15 protein-coding genes, 3 tRNA genes and 2 pseudogenes are annotated in these 16,315 nt (G+C 53.3%); 13 read left to right on the top strand and 7 right to left on the bottom strand.

Annotation, left to right across the window (positions count from 1 at the left end):
• Nucleotides 1-175 (bottom strand): annotated as a pseudogene (locus INT22_RS20575) (ribosome biogenesis GTPase YlqF); the annotation flags it as partial.
• A 120-nt stretch (nt 176-295) separates the two neighbouring features.
• Nucleotides 296-694, bottom strand: coding sequence for a peptide-methionine (R)-S-oxide reductase MsrB (msrB, locus tag INT22_RS08995; RefSeq protein ID WP_038482587.1), 399 nt, complete (start codon nt 692-694; stop codon nt 296-298).
• A gap of 339 nt (nt 695-1,033) precedes the next feature.
• Between msrB and INT22_RS08990 the strand changes: the two genes are divergently transcribed.
• The 10 genes from INT22_RS08990 to INT22_RS20570 all read left to right on the top strand — a co-directional run bounded on the left by INT22_RS08990 (nt 1,034) and on the right by INT22_RS20570 (nt 6,718).
• Nucleotides 1,034-1,109 (top strand) — tRNA-Glu (locus INT22_RS08990).
• A gap of 55 nt (nt 1,110-1,164) precedes the next feature.
• A tRNA-Gly gene (locus tag INT22_RS08985) sits at nt 1,165-1,239 on the top strand.
• A gap of 264 nt (nt 1,240-1,503) precedes the next feature.
• Nucleotides 1,504-2,466, top strand: coding sequence for an ABC transporter ATP-binding protein (locus tag INT22_RS08980; RefSeq protein WP_193061629.1), 963 nt, complete (start codon nt 1,504-1,506; stop codon nt 2,464-2,466).
• The gene (locus tag INT22_RS08975; RefSeq protein WP_038482594.1) at nt 2,463-3,236 is read left to right on the top strand and encodes an ABC transporter permease; all 774 of its coding nucleotides are present in this window, start codon (nt 2,463-2,465) and stop codon (nt 3,234-3,236) included. The genes INT22_RS08980 and INT22_RS08975 overlap by 4 nt, the downstream gene beginning before the upstream one ends.
• Nucleotides 3,237-3,306: 70 nt before the next feature.
• A complete protein-coding gene (gene queF, locus INT22_RS08970; RefSeq protein WP_193068089.1) occupies nt 3,307-4,140 on the top strand; it encodes an NADPH-dependent 7-cyano-7-deazaguanine reductase QueF in 834 nt (277 codons plus the stop codon).
• Nucleotides 4,141-4,187: 47 nt separating this feature from the next.
• Nucleotides 4,188-4,748 (top strand): nitroreductase family protein, encoded by a 561-nt coding sequence (locus tag INT22_RS08965; protein WP_089038705.1) that lies wholly within the window; start codon nt 4,188-4,190, stop codon nt 4,746-4,748.
• Nucleotides 4,749-4,753: 5 nt separating this feature from the next.
• Nucleotides 4,754-5,272, top strand: a complete 519-nt coding sequence (locus tag INT22_RS08960) for a YiiD C-terminal domain-containing protein (RefSeq protein ID WP_193068088.1) — start codon at nt 4,754-4,756, stop codon at nt 5,270-5,272.
• A gap of 93 nt (nt 5,273-5,365) precedes the next feature.
• A tRNA-Ser gene (locus INT22_RS08955) sits at nt 5,366-5,453 on the top strand.
• 343 nt (nt 5,454-5,796) lie between these two features.
• Entirely contained in the window at nt 5,797-6,561 is a 765-nt protein-coding gene (locus INT22_RS08950; protein ID WP_193068087.1) for an SDR family oxidoreductase, read from the top strand.
• Between the two features lie 34 nt (nt 6,562-6,595).
• Entirely contained in the window at nt 6,596-6,718 is a 123-nt protein-coding gene (locus INT22_RS20570) for an AraC family transcriptional regulator (protein ID WP_226912544.1), read from the top strand.
• Nucleotides 6,719-7,264: 546 nt separating this feature from the next.
• Here INT22_RS20570 and INT22_RS08940 read toward each other — a convergent pair.
• Nucleotides 7,265-8,050 (bottom strand): annotated as a pseudogene (locus INT22_RS08940) (CLCA_X family protein).
• Between the two features lie 158 nt (nt 8,051-8,208).
• On the opposite strand from INT22_RS08940, the gene INT22_RS08935 reads away from it, so the two are divergent.
• Together INT22_RS08935 and INT22_RS08930 are read left to right on the top strand one after the other, a co-directional pair.
• A complete protein-coding gene (locus INT22_RS08935) occupies nt 8,209-8,946 on the top strand; it encodes a MauE/DoxX family redox-associated membrane protein (protein WP_193068086.1) in 738 nt (245 codons plus the stop codon).
• A gap of 108 nt (nt 8,947-9,054) precedes the next feature.
• Nucleotides 9,055-9,744, top strand: a complete 690-nt coding sequence (locus INT22_RS08930) for a type 1 glutamine amidotransferase domain-containing protein (protein ID WP_193068085.1) — start codon at nt 9,055-9,057, stop codon at nt 9,742-9,744.
• 115 nt (nt 9,745-9,859) lie between these two features.
• Here INT22_RS08930 and INT22_RS08925 read toward each other — a convergent pair whose 3' ends face one another.
• Complete coding sequence (locus tag INT22_RS08925; RefSeq protein ID WP_193068084.1) at nt 9,860-10,660, bottom strand: MipA/OmpV family protein; 801 nt, start codon at nt 10,658-10,660, stop codon at nt 9,860-9,862.
• Between the two features lie 937 nt (nt 10,661-11,597).
• The gene (locus INT22_RS08920) at nt 11,598-12,881 is read right to left on the bottom strand and encodes a M20/M25/M40 family metallo-hydrolase (protein ID WP_193068083.1); all 1,284 of its coding nucleotides are present in this window, start codon (nt 12,879-12,881) and stop codon (nt 11,598-11,600) included.
• A 157-nt stretch (nt 12,882-13,038) separates the two neighbouring features.
• Here INT22_RS08920 and INT22_RS08915 point away from each other — a divergent pair, with 157 nt between their 5' ends.
• Entirely contained in the window at nt 13,039-14,502 is a 1,464-nt protein-coding gene (locus INT22_RS08915) for a sodium-dependent transporter (protein WP_193068082.1), read from the top strand.
• On the opposite strand, the gene INT22_RS08910 is transcribed toward INT22_RS08915, so the two are convergent.
• Nucleotides 14,464-15,810: a Y-family DNA polymerase gene (locus tag INT22_RS08910; RefSeq protein WP_193068081.1), complete on the bottom strand. Its 1,347-nt coding sequence runs from the start codon at nt 15,808-15,810 to the stop codon at nt 14,464-14,466. The genes INT22_RS08915 and INT22_RS08910 overlap by 39 nt on opposite strands.
• Nucleotides 15,807-16,232 (bottom strand): LexA family protein, encoded by a 426-nt coding sequence (locus INT22_RS08905; protein ID WP_089038693.1) that lies wholly within the window; start codon nt 16,230-16,232, stop codon nt 15,807-15,809. The genes INT22_RS08910 and INT22_RS08905 overlap by 4 nt, the downstream gene beginning before the upstream one ends.
• Between the last annotated feature and the right edge of the window lie 83 nt (nt 16,233-16,315).

Raw genomic sequence — 16,315 nt, 5'->3', positions numbered from 1 at the left:
CCCGCGACAAAATCTTCAATACCGGCTTATGGCGAGTCAGCTCGGCCAGCATCGGGTTGGCGCTGGAGTAGGGCAGGCGCGCATCAAGTACTTCAATTACGACATCAATTTCGGGCAGCGCGTCCTTAATCTGGCGGCGGGCCTTGTTCATATGTCCGGGGAACCAGCCGAGCATGAGTTTCTCCTAATTAGCGCAAAGCAAATACAAGCACGAAAAACGGGCACAAAAAAAGCGGGCTGCCATTCTAGCAGATGGCGCCCGCCTTTCTGACGTTGAACGAGGATTTAGTGACGATTACTCGTCAGGATGAAACTCTAGTGACACCGAATTGATGCAGTAGCGCAACCCCGTCGTGTCTGGCGGACCATCGGGAAATACGTGACCCAGATGGGCGTCGCAGTGGGAGCAAACGACTTCAGTGCGCCGCATGCCGTGGGAGGTGTCGCTATGCTCTTCAATGCAACGTGTTCCCAGTGGGCGATCAAAGCTTGGCCAGCCGCAACCCGCATCAAACTTATGTTCGTTTTCAAACAGCGGCGCATGGCAGCACACACAGTGGTAAATACCTTGAGCATCACTGACCTGATAATCTCCGGTGAAGGGGCGTTCAGTGCCTTTCTCACGTGCCACATGGTACTGTTCCGGGGTGAGTTGCTTGCGCCATTCATCAGGGGATTTTTCTATTTTCGCCATGGGGATCTCCTCTCCCTCTGGTTACCGTTAAACAGAGGCTTACTAAGCAGGCTAGCGTATCACTACGCAGAGTGACAGTAGATAGCCTGTCCAGGTTCAGCATGTGTGAAAGGTAAGAAAACCGCCAGTGTGGCGTTTACACGCTAGCGACATTACCGTGACGGTGTAGTAAGTGTATGAGAAATAAGCGGGTGCTCTTACATAAAGTGCTAGGGGTGATCAAAGCACCCCATTTTGAAGGCGCGACTCGTGGCAGGATAAAACGTTTCGATTTCAGAGTGCTTGACAGCACATTAAGGGCTGAGTAATATACGCGCCACCTCGACGAGGCAATGAAACGTCCCATTCGTCTAGTGGTCTAGGACACCGCCCTTTCACGGCGGTAACAGGGGTTCGAACCCCCTATGGGACGCCACTTACTCTTATAGAGTTAGTGGTATAGAGTAAGAGGTCGTCAAGGTATCGGAATTGCGGGAATAGCTCAGTGGTAGAGCATCGCCTTGCCAAGGCGAGGGTCGAGAGTTCGAATCTCTTTTCCCGCTCCATACAACGGTTTTACATCGGTGCCAAGGGTCGAGAGCTGGAGCGCCAGCCCGGTCGAATCTATTTTCCCGCTCCAAACAAACACTCCCTTTCTCCTCCTTTATTGCTTGTTTTCCCTGTGTTTTTTGAACACTGTATCGCACATCAATTGGCGATATTTTCGCGTGGCCGTCTTTCGAGCGACTTGAAAAAACATACGGATGCCCCGATATCCTCTCGTCTAACTTGTTTTTCTTGTGCTCCCCATTTGCTGACAGGACATATTCATGGCCGAACCGGCATTGTCTATCCGTGGCCTCACAAAAGTGTATGGCAACGGCTTTCAAGCGTTAAAAGGTATTGATTTAGATGTCCAGCAGGGCGATTTTTTTGCTTTGTTAGGACCCAACGGCGCGGGTAAGTCGACCACCCTGGGGGTGGTCTGCTCGCTGGTGCAGAAATCCGCCGGTAGGGTGTCGATTTTTGGCATCGACATCGACAAAGACTTCGCGAAAGCCAAATACCAGCTTGGCGTGGTGCCCCAGGAATTCAATTTTAATCAGTTTGAAAAGGTCATTGATATCATTTTGGCCCAGGCGGGGTATTACGGAATGACCCGTAATGAGGCGTTGCCCCGTGCTAAGCAACTGCTCACTGACCTTGGGTTATGGGACAAACGCAACGGCAGTGCGCGTATGCTTTCGGGCGGTATGAAGCGTCGTTTGATGATTGCCCGTGCGCTGATGCATCGCCCAAAGCTACTGATTCTTGATGAGCCAACAGCGGGTGTCGACATCGAGCTGCGCCGCAGTATGTGGGAATACATGCGGCGTATTAATCGCGATGAGGGCACTACCATTATTCTCACAACACACTACCTCGAAGAAGCCGAGAGCCTGTGCCGCAATATCGCCATTATCAATCAAGGCGAAATCGTGCGTAACACCAGTGTGCGTGAACTGTTGACTGAGCTGAACACTGAAACCTTCCTGCTCGACTTGTCCGCCCCAGTTGAGCAAGCGCCCGTCGTTGAAGGGTTTGAAATTCAGCAGATCGAGCCTTCCCAGCTAGCGTTGGTGATTCATCGTGGTCAGCAGCTTAACGATGTGTTCAGTGCCTTAAGCGAACAGGGGCTAAACGTGGTTTCCATGCGCAACCGCGCCAACCGCTTAGAGGAGATGTTTGTTTCCATGGTGGAAAGTAGCCAGCAAGCGATTGATCAACGCAAGCAGCAGGAGGCGCGAGCATGAATGCAACGCAGACCCTCATTGCGCTGTGGACCTTAGTGCTTAAAGAGATCAAACGCTTTACGCGGATTTGGCCGCAAACCTTGCTGCCGCCATCAATCACCATGGCGATGTACTTCATCATCTTCGGTAACTTGATTGGTTCGCGCATTGGCGATATGGATGGCTTCAGCTACATGGACTTCATTGTGCCAGGGCTGATTATGATGTCGGTGATCACCAACAGCTACTCCAACGTGGCCTCTAGCTTTTTTTCCAATAAGTTTCAGCGCTCTATTGAAGAGATGATGGTCTCTCCCATGCCTAACTGGGTGATCTTATCCGGCTTTATTTTGGGTGGTATGGCCCGCGGCTTGGGGGTGGGGTTAATTGTTACGTTGGTGTCGCTGTTCTTTACCCGTTTAACTGTCGAGCATCCACTGCTCACGGTGCTGGTCGTTGTGCTGACCTCGGCGCTGTTTTCCATCGGCGGTTTTATTAACGCGCTGTTGGCTAATAAATTCGATGATATCTCCATCGTGCCGACGTTTATTTTGACCCCGCTGACGTATTTAGGCGGTGTGTTTTACTCGATTTCGATGCTGCCCGATTTCTGGCAGGGCGTCTCCATGCTCAACCCAATATTGTATATGGTGAACGTCTTCCGCTACGGCTTTTTAGGCGTGTCTGACATTCCGGTCGTCTGGGCGCTGGCCGCTATCTTTGCCTTTATCGTTGTGCTGTTTATGGTGGCACTTACCATGCTAGAGCGCGGCAAAGGCATTCGCAGTTAAACGTGTGATAACGCCCAGTAGAAAGCGCGCTACTAATCAAGAGAGTAACTAGTCAAGAGAGCAACCAGTCATGGCACACCGCCCCGATACCTTAGAACACGCGCCCTTAGGGCGCGATTCCGCCTACCCAGAGCATTATGACGCTGGGCTGTTGTATCCTATTCCCCGTGCTGCTAACCGTGCCCCGTTGGGCATTGAAGACAATAAGCTGCCGTTTGTGGGGGAAGATGAGTGGCACGCGTTTGAAGTTTCCTGGTTGAATAACCGTGGTAAACCCATCGTGGCGGTTGCCCGTTTTCGCCTGCCTGCGAATTCACCGAACCTGATCGAGTCTAAATCCTGGAAGCTCTATCTCAATAGCCTAAATCAAACGCGCTTTGAAAGCCGAGAAGCGGTGCAATGTGTGCTTATGCGCGACCTAGCCGCCGCGGCGGGTGCTGCCGTTAGCGTAGAGCTATTAGCGGTAGACGACGCTGAGCTTGCCCCCCAGCGCTTGCCGGGCGAATGCCTGGATGACCTGGATATCGACATCAGCGATTACACTCCCAGTGCAGCGCATTTGGCAGTCAGCGAAGAGATCGTTGAAGAGACGCTGCATTCCCATCTACTTAAATCTAACTGCCCTGTGACTGGCCAACCCGATTGGGGTAGCGTATTAATTCGCTATAAAGGCCCTAAAATCGACCGTGAAGGGCTGCTACGCTATCTAATCGGTTATCGTCAGCATCAGGACTTTCACGAGCACTGTGTCGAGCATATTTTTACCGACCTGATGCAGCTGGCTAAGCCTGAAGAGCTACTGGTGTTGGCCCGCTATGTGCGCCGCGGCGGGCTTGATATCAGCCCATGGCGAGCAACCCCTGGGTTAACGCCGCCCAGCCCATTGCGCCTAGCAAGGCAGTAACAACGGCGCTAACCTAGCGCTCAACGATCAATAAAAGGGGAGTCATCATGGACGCACTCACGCTGCTTCACGAACGTAGCTCTATGGGGAAACTCACCGAGCCTGCGCCCAGTGCCGACCAGCTCAGCGCTATCTACCAAGCTGCGCTGCGCGCCCCAGACCATAAAGAGCTGCGCCCCTGGCGGTTTATCGAATTTATCGGCGAAGGGCGCGAGCGCCTGGGTGAGTTGTTTGCAGAAGCGGAATTTCAAGAAGACCCTAGTGCCAGCGATGACACGCTAAATTCCGCACGTAAAAAACCGCTGCGTGCACCGATGATCATTGCCGTGATTGCCAAGGTCACCCCGGATATTCCTGGTGTGCCGAAAATGGAGCAGGTGATTTCCGCCGGATGCGCCGCCCACGGCATTCTGCTGGCCGCCCACGCGCTAGGCTTAGGTGCCATGTGGCGCAGCGGTAAGTACGCCTTTGACCCCGTGGTGCGTAAAGGTCTATCGCTAGACGAAAATGACGAAGTGGTCGCGTTTATCTATCTGGGTAGCCTAGCAGGTCGCCATAAACCGCTACCTCAGCACAATGTGGAAGACTTTGTAGAGCGTTGGGATTAACGGTCATGAGCCAGCCACGTCAACCAGGAGTGCCTTACCCGCGTTTGCCACTCCCTGAAACCCAGGAAGACCTTGCCGCCTTTCAGCGGTGGCTAGGGGAAGCAATTCCCATGGTAGGCGCGCTGGGAATTCAAGGCATGACCCAAAGCGCCGCCCAAGAGGGCGGGGCGTTGATGTGGCAGCTAGCGCTTAGCCCCAATCTCAACGACAAAGGCACAGGCTTCGGTGGTGCGCTAACGGCGCAAACCACGCTGCAGGGCTGGTGTTGGGTAACGCTATGGCTGCGTGCCCAAGGGCGGGCGCAAGATGTGGTAGTGGCCGAAGCCAGCCAGCGCTTTCTTGCGCCAGTCACTAGCGACTACCGCATCATTTGCACTCCCAGCGACTCCCAAGGCCCTGAGCAGCTAGCGGAAAAGCTTAACGCGCGGGGCAGGGGCAGCATTGCGCTCACTCAGCAGCTCTACTGTGGCGACACGCTCTGCCTGAAAGCCAGCGGGCGCTACGCTGTGCTGCCTGTTGCTTAAATCTTTAAAAGGCTTGCTATTTTAGGTCTTAGACCATAGAATATGCGCCGTTCTGTTGGGAAAGGCAACGCCTTAACAACCGAGCAAAAAAGTGGAGAGGTGTCCGAGTGGTCGAAGGAGCACGCCTGGAAAGTGTGTAAGTCGAAAGGCTTCGAGGGTTCGAATCCCTCCCTCTCCGCCACAGAATATAGAAAAAGCCCGCTGAGCAATCAGCGGGCTTTTTCGTGCCTGCCATTTAAGTTATCCACATGCAGTTTGCGCTACGCTAGTCCTGTTTTTGCCCATGAAAGGTGGCAAAGTTTCGCATAAGTATAAATAAAACAATGGTTTATGAGTAGTGTGTTTGTTTTTATACGCAATTTTCAAAGGCTGACGATAATGTTAACGCGCATGCACACTAATAAACTGTTATAGCGCCTTGAAGTACAGCAAGATTCGGGTCGGCAGTAGTCGTTCGGTCTCCTAATATGGCATCTGTTCGGGCATATGCCCTTTTATAGTAAGCAGATCCTAGAGGAATAACGATGACTATACTTTCCAATAAAGTAGCTATTGTTACCGGTGCCAGCACCGGAATTGGTTACGCAGCCGCGAAGCTTTTTGCGAAAGAAGGAGCTGCCGTCGTGGTGGCCGCAAGGCGACAAAAGGAGCTTGATGACCTTGCAGACGCAATCAACGCGGAAGGCGGGCAGGTGCTGGCAGTTGCGGGCGACGTTAGCGAAGAAGCTTTTGCCAAAGCGTTGGTAGATAAGGCGGTAAGTCACTTTGGCGGATTGGATATCGCTTTCAACAATGCGGCTATCCTGGGTGCTATGGGCCCTGTCCCGGAGATGTCGCATACGGACTGGAATCAGGTTATTGCGACCAACTTAACCAGCGCATTTTTGGGCGCAAAGTACCAACTGCCCGCCATGGCTGCCCGAAAAGGAGGTTCATTAATTTTCACCTCTACCTTCGTTGGTTACACCGCAGGTATGCCTGGCATGGCTGCCTACGCAGCCAGTAAAGCGGGCCTTATTGGGTTGACTCAAGTGCTGGCGTCAGAGCATGGGCCTCAGAATATCCGGGTCAATGCCCTTCTGCCCGGTGGTACTGATACACCAGCGGGACGTGAATTTGCCAATACGCCGGAAGCATTGGCGTTTGTGCATAACCTGCATGCTCTCAAGCGTATGGCGACACCAGATGAAATTGCTCAATCCGCCTTGTACTTAGCATCCGATGCCTCCAGTTTCACAACGGGTTCTGCGATGCTGGTAGATGGCGGTGTATCCATAAATCGTGTCTGAGAGGCTGCGCCATGTCAGGCTATGACCGAATCATATGGTTGATCGGGCAATTGATCAGCTCAGGCTTGAAGAGATAGCCGCCCACGTGAATTTGAGTTCGTATCACTTTCAAAGATTGTTTTGTCGGTGGGCGGGTGCTACTCCGAAGCGCTTTTGACAGGTCCTGACATTGGAGCGGGGCAAAGTGTTGCTGGAGAATTCTCGTTCCTTGCTCGAGGTATCACATGAGCTTGGGTTAAGCGGCAGTTCAAGGTTACATGACCACTTGAGCAGTCACCCCAGGCGAGTATAAAAGTCGAGGTAAGCCGATTCATATCGAGTGCGGTGTACACGCTACTCCGCTGGGACCTATGTTTGTTGTGGTAACCCGGTATGGCGTTTGCCGGGCAGGCACCCTGGCCTATAGCGCGCCACTGATCTAAACCCCGAGAGGTGCCGCGTCGGAATTGATGGCTGCAAGATGTCCTCGCTCACCAGCCGCAGCCTCTCAATCACCCCGCACTCGGCGATGAGGTGGCCAGGGTGAGGCTGGTATCAGTTCCCCTTAAAAGGGAAATATGCCGCTGAAACCTATCCCTGCGACGGCGACGATCACAACAACGATAACCACAATGGTTGTAGTAGAGGGCATTTTTCTCTTCCTTTGAGAAATGAGTGTCATTGAAGCGTAGTCGCCATTGGCGTGTTTCGCACAACTCACGTTTTATGAACGGCGCTCTTTACTGAGTGCTTTCCCCAAGCTGGCAAAATAGGCGCTGAATAGCGCGTTGATGCGTTCGCGCTGTTCGCCTTGTGGGTATAGGCCGTGTTCTGCCTCAGGGGAGGTTTTGGTGCCTTTCACCAGGAAGTGGTTTTTGATGCTGGCGTCTTGCACGAAAGCTTCAAAGGCTCGGGCGCATAGCTCTTCTGGTTTGCTGTAATAGAGCTGGCCGTGAGCTTTGTCCATGGCGACGGAGTGGTTGAAAAGCGCGCTGGGCTGCTGGCCGTCGGGGTGAAGCAGAATAGCATGGAAGCAGGCGAGTAGGCGCTGGTTGAGCGGGTGGTTAATCGGGGCTGCATCTGCTAGCCATGCCGCCGAAGCGAAGGTGCTAGTCGGCACGTTGTTAAAACACTTCTGGGCAATATAGTGATCGAAGGCGTGAAACCATTCGTGGGCAATGCTGCCAGGCCCTGCATTCTTGGCGAGCGAAAAGCTACGCTGGCTGGGGGCGTAATGGGCAGAAACGCCGGGCCTACCACCGCTGCCGTACTGTAGGGCTAACGAGCCACGCAGCTAAATCAGCGCTTCATTGCCGTGCAGTATCAGCATTAAATCGCACAGCGCATCGTGAAAAAGTTCGGCGGCGCGGTCGCGCTCTGCGGTGGTCACCCAGCGGCCTATTTCAATTGAGCGAAAATCGAACTGGCGACGGATCAGCGCAAAGCTGCTGGCACGTTCCGGGCGGTGCATTGGCCCTTGGCGGTAAAACTCTCGTGCTTCAATGCTCACGGCGTGCTCGCTAACCTAAAAAAGAAGTTCACTTAGCTATCTTATCGAAGGTAACGAGTCAGCGCCAAAGTCTGTTCGGCAAGCTTGCCTAATGTGTCTACCCTTATACCTAGGCAGCGAATGATGGGCTGCACTTTGTTGCACAACAGGGAGGGAGTATGGCAACGGCACATGTTTATCGCATGAAAACGGATGCGCACCAGTGCCCCTTTGGTTTGAAAACCGTTTCATTGCTGCGGCGTAAGGGCTACGAGGTGCATGACCACCCGTTAACATCCCGCGACGAAACCGATGCATTTAAAGCGAAAGAGCAGGTCGATACGACGCCGCAAACCTATGTTGATGATAAGCGCATCGGTGGCTATGAAGAGGTGCGCGAGTATTTGGGCTTAAACGTGCCGGGTGCTCAGGAAACATCCTATCGGCCAGTGATCGCTATTTTTGCTACGGCGCTGTTGATTGGTTTGGCGATTAGCTGGCTGGCCCATGGGGCGCTATTGACTGCGCGATTACCTGAATATGCAGTGGCTAGCGCCATGGTGTTGCTTGGGTTGCAGAAGCTTCAAGACGTGGAAAGCTTTAGCATCATGTTTCTGAATTACGATCTGCTGGCCAAGCGCTATGTGCCCTATGGGTATGTTTACCCCTATGCGGAAACCTTTGCGGGTATCTTGATGCTGGCGGGGGCATTGATCTGGCTGGCAGCACCGCTGGCACTGTTCATTGGTACGGTGGGTGCTGTGTCGGTGATTAAGGCGGTGTATATCGATAAGCGAGAACTGAAATGTGCCTGTGCGGGCGGTAATAGCAATGTGCCGCTGGGCTTTATTTCGTTGACGGAAAACCTTGTCATGATCGCCATGGGGCTTTGGATGCCGCTGAAGAGTCTGCTGTAACGCAAGTGAGTAGAAAAGGTTATGCGCCTTGCAACCCAGAAAACACGCCCCAAGGTTGAGTAAGTAACGCAAGACGCTATCGCACGCTTCACACTTAGGAGTCATTAGATGAGCAAGCGTATTTTGGTGGTGCTGACATCACATGATCAGTTAGGAGACACCGGCGAAAAAACTGGCTTTTGGTTAGAAGAGCTAGCAGCGCCGTACTATGTCTTTAAAGATGCAGGTGCAGACGTAACGCTGGCCTCGCCAAACGGTGGGCAGCCGCCACTTGACCCGAAAAGTGACGCAGACGATAGCCAAACCGGTGAAACGCGGCGCTTTAAGCAAGATGATGAAGCGAATGCGGCGCTAGCGGCAACGCATCGCCTAAGCGATATGTATGCGGGCGATTTCGATGCAGTGTTTTATCCCGGTGGTCATGGCCCGCTGTGGGACCTAGTGAACGATCAAGATTCCATCAAGCTGATCGAAAATTTTATTGCCCAGGGCAAACCAGTGGCGTCGGTATGCCATGCGCCTATCGTGTTGATTAATGCAAAAAATAGTCTTGGTGAACCACTGGTAAAAGGGCGCCAAGTCACAGGCTTTACTAACGGTGAAGAAGATGCGGTTGGCCTGACGGATATCGTGCCGCACTTGGTGGAAGATGCGTTGCAACAGTGCGGCGGCATCTACAGCAAAGCAGATGACTTTACGCCGTATGTGCGTGAAGACGGCCAGCTAATTACTGGCCAAAATCCGCCTTCTTCTGCGGCTACCGCCGAAGCACTAATGGCATGGCTGGAGGCCCGTTAAGCAGTACGTTTTTTAGCGTTAGAAAGCATGACGGCGGGCAGTGTGCCCGCCGTTTTTTATCTATTCAGCTACGCGTGGGAAACGCAAAAACTCCCGACTCTAAAAACGACCGATTTTAAAAACGATAGCTTAGCGATACTCCGGTGAGGGCTTGCCAATCGCTACCTAGCTCATCAACTATTGGGCTGTCGGCCGCGCTGCCAGTCAGGTGAGTTGCGCCGACGAAACCGGTAGCAGTCCATTCAGGGGTTAGGAAATAGCTAAGGCTGGCATTCACCCCCATGCGCCAGTAACCGCTATCTGGGTTATAAGCAGCCACGCCGCTACGTACGCTGTCTTGCATTGATACGCCAAACAGCGACTCGGTCCACTTCTCGTTTGAATAGGTAACGCTGGGCGATAGCGTGAAGAATGTCCGTTCGCTAACCGGCATACGCATAACAGCATTGGCTGAAAATTTCGCGCCTTCAACGTCGCCGCTTACCGGCGTGCTGCCTGCAACGCTATAGCGCCAGAACCCTTGCTGATAGCTAATCCGCAAGCCTAACGTGGCTCCGTCATCGACTTTTTCAAACCGGCTGATATCGCCCTTATTGTCTCGCCCAAAGGTGTAGCCAATGAACGGAGAGGCGGTCCAGTTTCCGCTACGGATAGCGTGCCACTCAATACCGTCGCGCACATTGATTGAGAGCTGGTCGCCGTACGTCAGGTTAAGGACAGGCCACGCTTGTGTTTCATAGTCGTCGCTGCCCAGGTAGTCAGGTGAGTAGGTTACGCCTGCGCCTATACTGCCTTCCCAGCTGTCCCCCCATGCGGGGGCAGCGAATGCGATGCTAATGAAAGCCGCTGCTAACCAGGGGGTGAAGTACTTATAGTTAGAAGTGCTTTGGGTCGCGCGAGAAACGAGAGTCGTCACGGGGTGTCCTTTAAATTGTTCAAACCTGCGTGATTGTATGTTTTTGTTTCAAACTACTGCAAGCGCTCTAGAGACCTGCGTGGTCCATGAATTGGAACTATTTTCTGTTTCATAGCTTAGGTTAGATAACTCAACGGCTATAGGGCGCACTGTGCACACATAGCGCTACAAGGAAGTGCAAGCAGGGAGTGCTTGTGGTGCACAAGGACGCATGAACAGGAGGTTCGTGAAGAAAAATCAAGGAGGACCTGATAAAACCCCGGCCAGTGCGATGGTCGGGGTTTTTTTATGGGCAAACGGCACTGCTGACTAACAAGCGTGATGATAAAACAGTGCGCTGAGTTTGCTCATTGGTGTGGATACCGCCGTTTGGCAATTCATGCAGCGTAGTGTAGCGCTGTCTTTGCCGGTGCCCTCAAGGCGAAATCGTTTTAGGTACGACGTTTTCGAGGATTCCGCGTTGCCGCAATGACGGCAAATAATATCCACACCGTAGATTGTCGGGCTAATCATGATATGTCTCACGCTGACCTCCTAACGTAAGGGAGTTAATGGGTTCAGTCGTGGTAACGTTCCGTGTAGAGGTGCATCCGTGACGATGCTTAAAAAGTATAAACAGCAAACGGCTAGTTCGCCATTTATATAAGCAGCTATCTGTTTATAAACGGGTAGTATAAAAATTTAAAAAAACTTATGTTTTGATATCCCAGGTTAATGTTTTTGACATATATGAGGTTCAAGGTAGGTAAACACAGGGAAAGGTGTTAGGGACGACCAAGCAGGAAGGCTTGTTAAACCAAGGATGCACGAACAGGACGTTCGTGAAGAAGGATTACGGAGGAAATACTACTACCCCGGCCAGGAATGGCCGGGGTTTTTTTACGCTAGTACTTGGCTACACTCGTTCTTCGCTAACTCTTCACTAACTTTCTTTTCACTACTTCTTTGCTTTTTTGGGCTTTGAGGCTTTTTTGTCTTCATCAGTATCAGGCTTGTCGCTACCCTGATGGCTAAGTGGGCTGGCCTGGTCAAGCCGTGGATGGTTGTCCAGGAATTCCCGCTGCAGGTCGGGTAGGGCATCCAGTGCTTTTAAGGTGTGGGTCAGCGCGTGAACTGCCGCGAGTACATCCTGGGTGTTGCCGGTTTCGGAAATAGTGTGCATGTTGCGAATCGGGAAGCCTATTGAGGTAGCTGCGCTATCAATAGAGGCCAGCACGCCTGCCATGCCGTCAGTACCCGTATCCACGCCAACGATGTCCCGCTGCAGGGGAATATCCTGCTCTTTGGCGGCGCTGGCGATAATGCGGTTGAGCTGTTCGCTGGCAATCGAGCCTACGGACATCGTGAAGCCTTTGCCCATTTCCAGCGGCTGCATGCGCTTGTCGCCAATACCAGGAGCAGCTATGTAGTCGTGGTTAACGTCTACGCCAATCAGTGCGTCTGGCTTTAGTTCGCCAGCCAATACGCGGCTGCCGAAACGGCCAATTTCTTCGTAGCTGGCAATGGCAAACAGCACGCGTACGTTTTCGGTGCCGCCGGCTTCTGCGATTAACTTCGCTACTTCTGCGGTAACAAAGCAGCCCAAGCCATTATCCAGGTAAGCGCCGTAGAAGGTGTTCGGGCTAAAACCAGGGCGAATGGGGCGGTCGAAAATAATGGAGTCACCTGGGCGAACGCCTAAATTCAGCACTTGCTGCTTTTTATTTTCGCCATGGATTTGCAGGTCCAGGTAGATCTGCTCTTTTTTGATACCTTTGCTGCCATCGCGCTGTGCAGGATCAGAAAAGTGAATAGCGCCCAAGGCTTCTACTGTACCGCCTTGGATGCAGCGATAGCTGCCGGGAGCGTCAGGATCTTCGCTGAATAGCTTCACTTCATGGCCGATAAGCACAGTCGGCAAGAAGGAGTCAGTGTTGATCCAGATCTTGCCGTCTTCGCCAATCGAGCGAACCTGCATGCGGATTTTGTCTGCATGGCCGATGATCATCACTTTGAACATGTCATCGCGGCCAGGATGGGTGTCCAGCACCACGCCAGCATTGCCTTTAAACTGATGCAGATGCCAGCCGCTGGGCGCGAAGCTTTCAAAGTAGGGCTTCAGTACGCCGTAGGTCATGGCGCCTTCCAGGCCTACCGGGCTGGGGGCAGCAAGAATATCGCGCATGATGTTGAACTGCGCGTCGGGCATGGGTTGCGTCCAGGGTTTGGCGCTGTCGCTCATGTTAAGCACTCTCCGTTGGGTGGTGTTCATCGCTCACTAGTCTGCCAGATTCTTGCTTCAGATGCGCATGGCTGGTTCGCCTAGAGAGACAAGAATTTTGGGCTTTGGTTATAAAATCCTCTAGGATAGGCGCTTTTTTCTGACAAGGTGGAAGGTCATGGCGTCTTCTGGGCAACCTCGCACTCAGTGGCTGGGCCGCTGGGGCTTTATGCTGGCAGCCACCGGTTCGGCGGTGGGGCTGGGCAATATTTGGAAATTCCCCTATATCACCGGGGAGTATGGTGGTGGGGCCTTTGTGCTGGTGTATCTGGCGTGCATTTTAGCCGTTGGCGTTCCAGTGATGATGACCGAAATTGCCTTTGGTCGGCGTGGGCGCGGCAGCCCGATTGATGCGATACGGCGCGTTGTCAATGAGTCTGGCCGCTCTTCTGCCTGGTCGCTGATTGGTTGGATGGCGATGCTTTGCGGCTTTATGATTCTGTCGTTTTATGTCGTGGTCGCAGGTTGGTCGTTCTCCTATTTATGGAAAATGCTCACCGGTGGCCTCGCAGGCAGTAGCGTTGATGACATGGCGGCGGTCTTTGGAGCCAATAATGCCAACCCGTTCATTCTGGGCGGTTGGAGCACCCTGGTGGCAGTGCTGACCATGGTGATTGTGGGCAAAGGCGTTCAGGAAGGTATCGAGAAAAATGTCAGTTGGATGATGCCTGGGCTGGTGCTCATGCTCATTCTACTGATCATCTTCGGGGTGTTTTCCGGTGGGTTTGGCGAGGCAGTGAGCTTCTTGTTCTCGTTCAACGCAGGCAGCCTCTCTAGTGAAGGCATGCTGGCGGCGTTGGGCCACGCCTTTTTCACGTTGTCGTTGGCATCCGGTGCGATTCTTACCTACGGTAGCTACTTGCCCAAAGGAGCTTCGATTGGGCGTACCACGGTAAGCGTGGCCATTGCTGATACCGTCGTTGCACTAATGGCGGGGTTGGCGATCTTCCCGGTCATTTTTGCTAACGGTATGAATCCTGGTGAAGGGCCGGGGCTTATCTTTATGAGCTTGCCGCTGGCCTTCCAGGCGATGCCAATGGGCACGCTATTTGGCATTCTGTTTTTCTTGATGCTCTCGATGGCGGCGCTGACCTCGTCTATTTCGATGGTGGAAGCCACGGTGTCGTGGTTATGCGATAACAAAGGCATGACCCGCAAATCTGCCTCTTGGGCGACGGGCATCGTGCTATGGCTGATCAGCACGCTGGCGATGCTATCGTTTAACCTGGGCGCTGATTGGACACTGGCGGGTAAAACCTTTTTCGACTGGCTTGATTACCTGACCTCGCGCTGGATGATGCCGCTAGGGGGATTGGGTACGGTCGTGCTGGCAGGTTTTGTGCTGAAAAGCGAAACCTTCCGCGACGAACTGGGCCTTGCGCCGTTGCCTTATGCGCTATGGCTGACCATGGTGCGCTACGTTAGTCCGTTGGGTATTTTGGTTATCTTTGCTGATGCCTTGGGGCTTTACCAAGTTTCGTTCGCGGTGCATTGGCCGTGGCTGCTAGCGGTTTTGCTGGTCATGGTCGCAGTGGGGGAGACCCTAAGCCCGCGGCTGCGCCAAGCGCTGCGCTCGCGCTAGCCGCTGTTGTTCACGCTTCACCCTGGCAGCTGCAATGGCGCCAGGGTGAGTGCCTGCCTCCATGAGTTCGTCCCAGCAGGTGGTGTAACGGTTAGAGCGGTGCGCACAGCGCAACTGCCACGGTGCTTCCGCCTCTGTCATTCCAAAGCGAATCGTGCCTTGCCCCATGCGCTGATTAATGGCGTCAACGGCGTTCATCAAGTGCGGGTGCGCTTTATGTGAAGGCTGCAACAGCGAAAGCTGATACTGCTGTGCATCGACTAAGTCCAATAGCATGACACCGGCTTTCATAAACTGAAAACCCGGCCGATACATCTGTTCCAACCCTTCGCGGACGGCTTCTAAAATGATGCGGGTATCGTCACTTGGCGATGCCAGGGGAATCATCGCGCTAGGTGAAAGCTGAGGCTGGTCTTTACGATGGCGGTTGGTGTTTAGAAATAGCAATACGGCGCGAGTAAGGCTTTTCTGCTGGCGCAGTTTTTCGGCACTGCGCTGAGCATGGCGGCGCAGCGCTGCGTGCAATTCCGCTTTTACGCCGGTTGCGTGGCCAAAAGAGCGTGACGTCATAATACGCTGACGCGGCTCTTCTAATGCGTTCATTGCCAAGCATGAGGTGCCACGTAGCTCTAGCGCTGTACGCGCAAGCACCACTGAAAATCGTTTGCGAAGTTGCTTTGGGTCGCACTCCCGCAACTGCCACGCCGTGCGAATACCACTCACCGCAAGCCGTTCTGCTAGGCGTCTGCCGACGCCCCATACGTCATTCACCGGCAGCTGTTTAAGCAGCGCCGTAGTGGTCGGGCTGTTGGCAGTGAGTAGGCAGACGCCTTGGTAGTGAGGCTGCTGTTTGGCAACGTGGTTAGCGAGCTTGGCTAGCGTATGGGTAGGTGCCAGCCCTACGCATACAGGTAGCCCTAAATAGCGGCGAACACGGCGGCGGACAACTTCCCCGAGCACTTGGCATTGAGTGTCGCTGAAGCCATCCAGGTAGATAAACATTTCATCAATAGAGTAAGGCGCGACGTCTGGACAGGCATCCCGCAGTAGCTGGGTGAGTCGTGCGGACATGTCGCCATACAGCTCGTAGTTTGATGACAGTAAGTGAATCTCTCCCCGTCGGCGCAAACCTTCCAGCTGGAAAGAGGGAGTGCCCATGGGGATTTCCAAGGCTTTCATTTCGGCCGAACGGGCGATCACACAGCCATCGTTATTCGACATCACGCCCACGGGTTTGCCTTCAAGCGTGGGGTTAAAAACACGCTCGCAGGCAACATAAAAATTATTGGCATCAACAAGGCCAATCATGGCAAATACTCATGCACCACAGCGCGCACCACCCCCCATAGCTGACAGTTTGTCTCTGCTAACGGCAGCGGTGGATAGTGGGGATGTGCCGAGCAGAGGTGTGGCGTGCCTTGATAGAGCGCATAACGCTTTATCAGTACTTCCTCTTCAAACATGGCGACCAGGATATGCCCTAAGCGGGGCGGTATGCTGCGATCTACCACCAGCAAATCACCTTCGAATATCCCCCAGCCTTCCATGCTGTCGCCCGCGGCGGTGAGGTAAAACGTGTGGTTGGGATGTTTAATCAGTCGCTCATTGAGATCTAACGTGCGTGGTTCGTAATCTTGAGCAGGTGAAGGGAAGCCGCTAAACCCAGCGCGGCCGTATAACGTTGGAAATGGCAACGGCTGAGAGGTTAACGGCAGGGCTGTCGCAACCATCGTTGTTGGAAATGTACTCGTTGTAAACGTACTTGTTGCCAACGTGGCTGTTTTTAAAACGGCGGGTTGGGACGGCATCGTCG

Source organism: Halomonas sp. 3D7M, from assembly GCF_014897885.1.
GTDB lineage: Bacteria > Pseudomonadota > Gammaproteobacteria > Pseudomonadales > Halomonadaceae > Vreelandella.
This window is presented reverse-complemented; position numbering and strand designations above follow the sequence as displayed.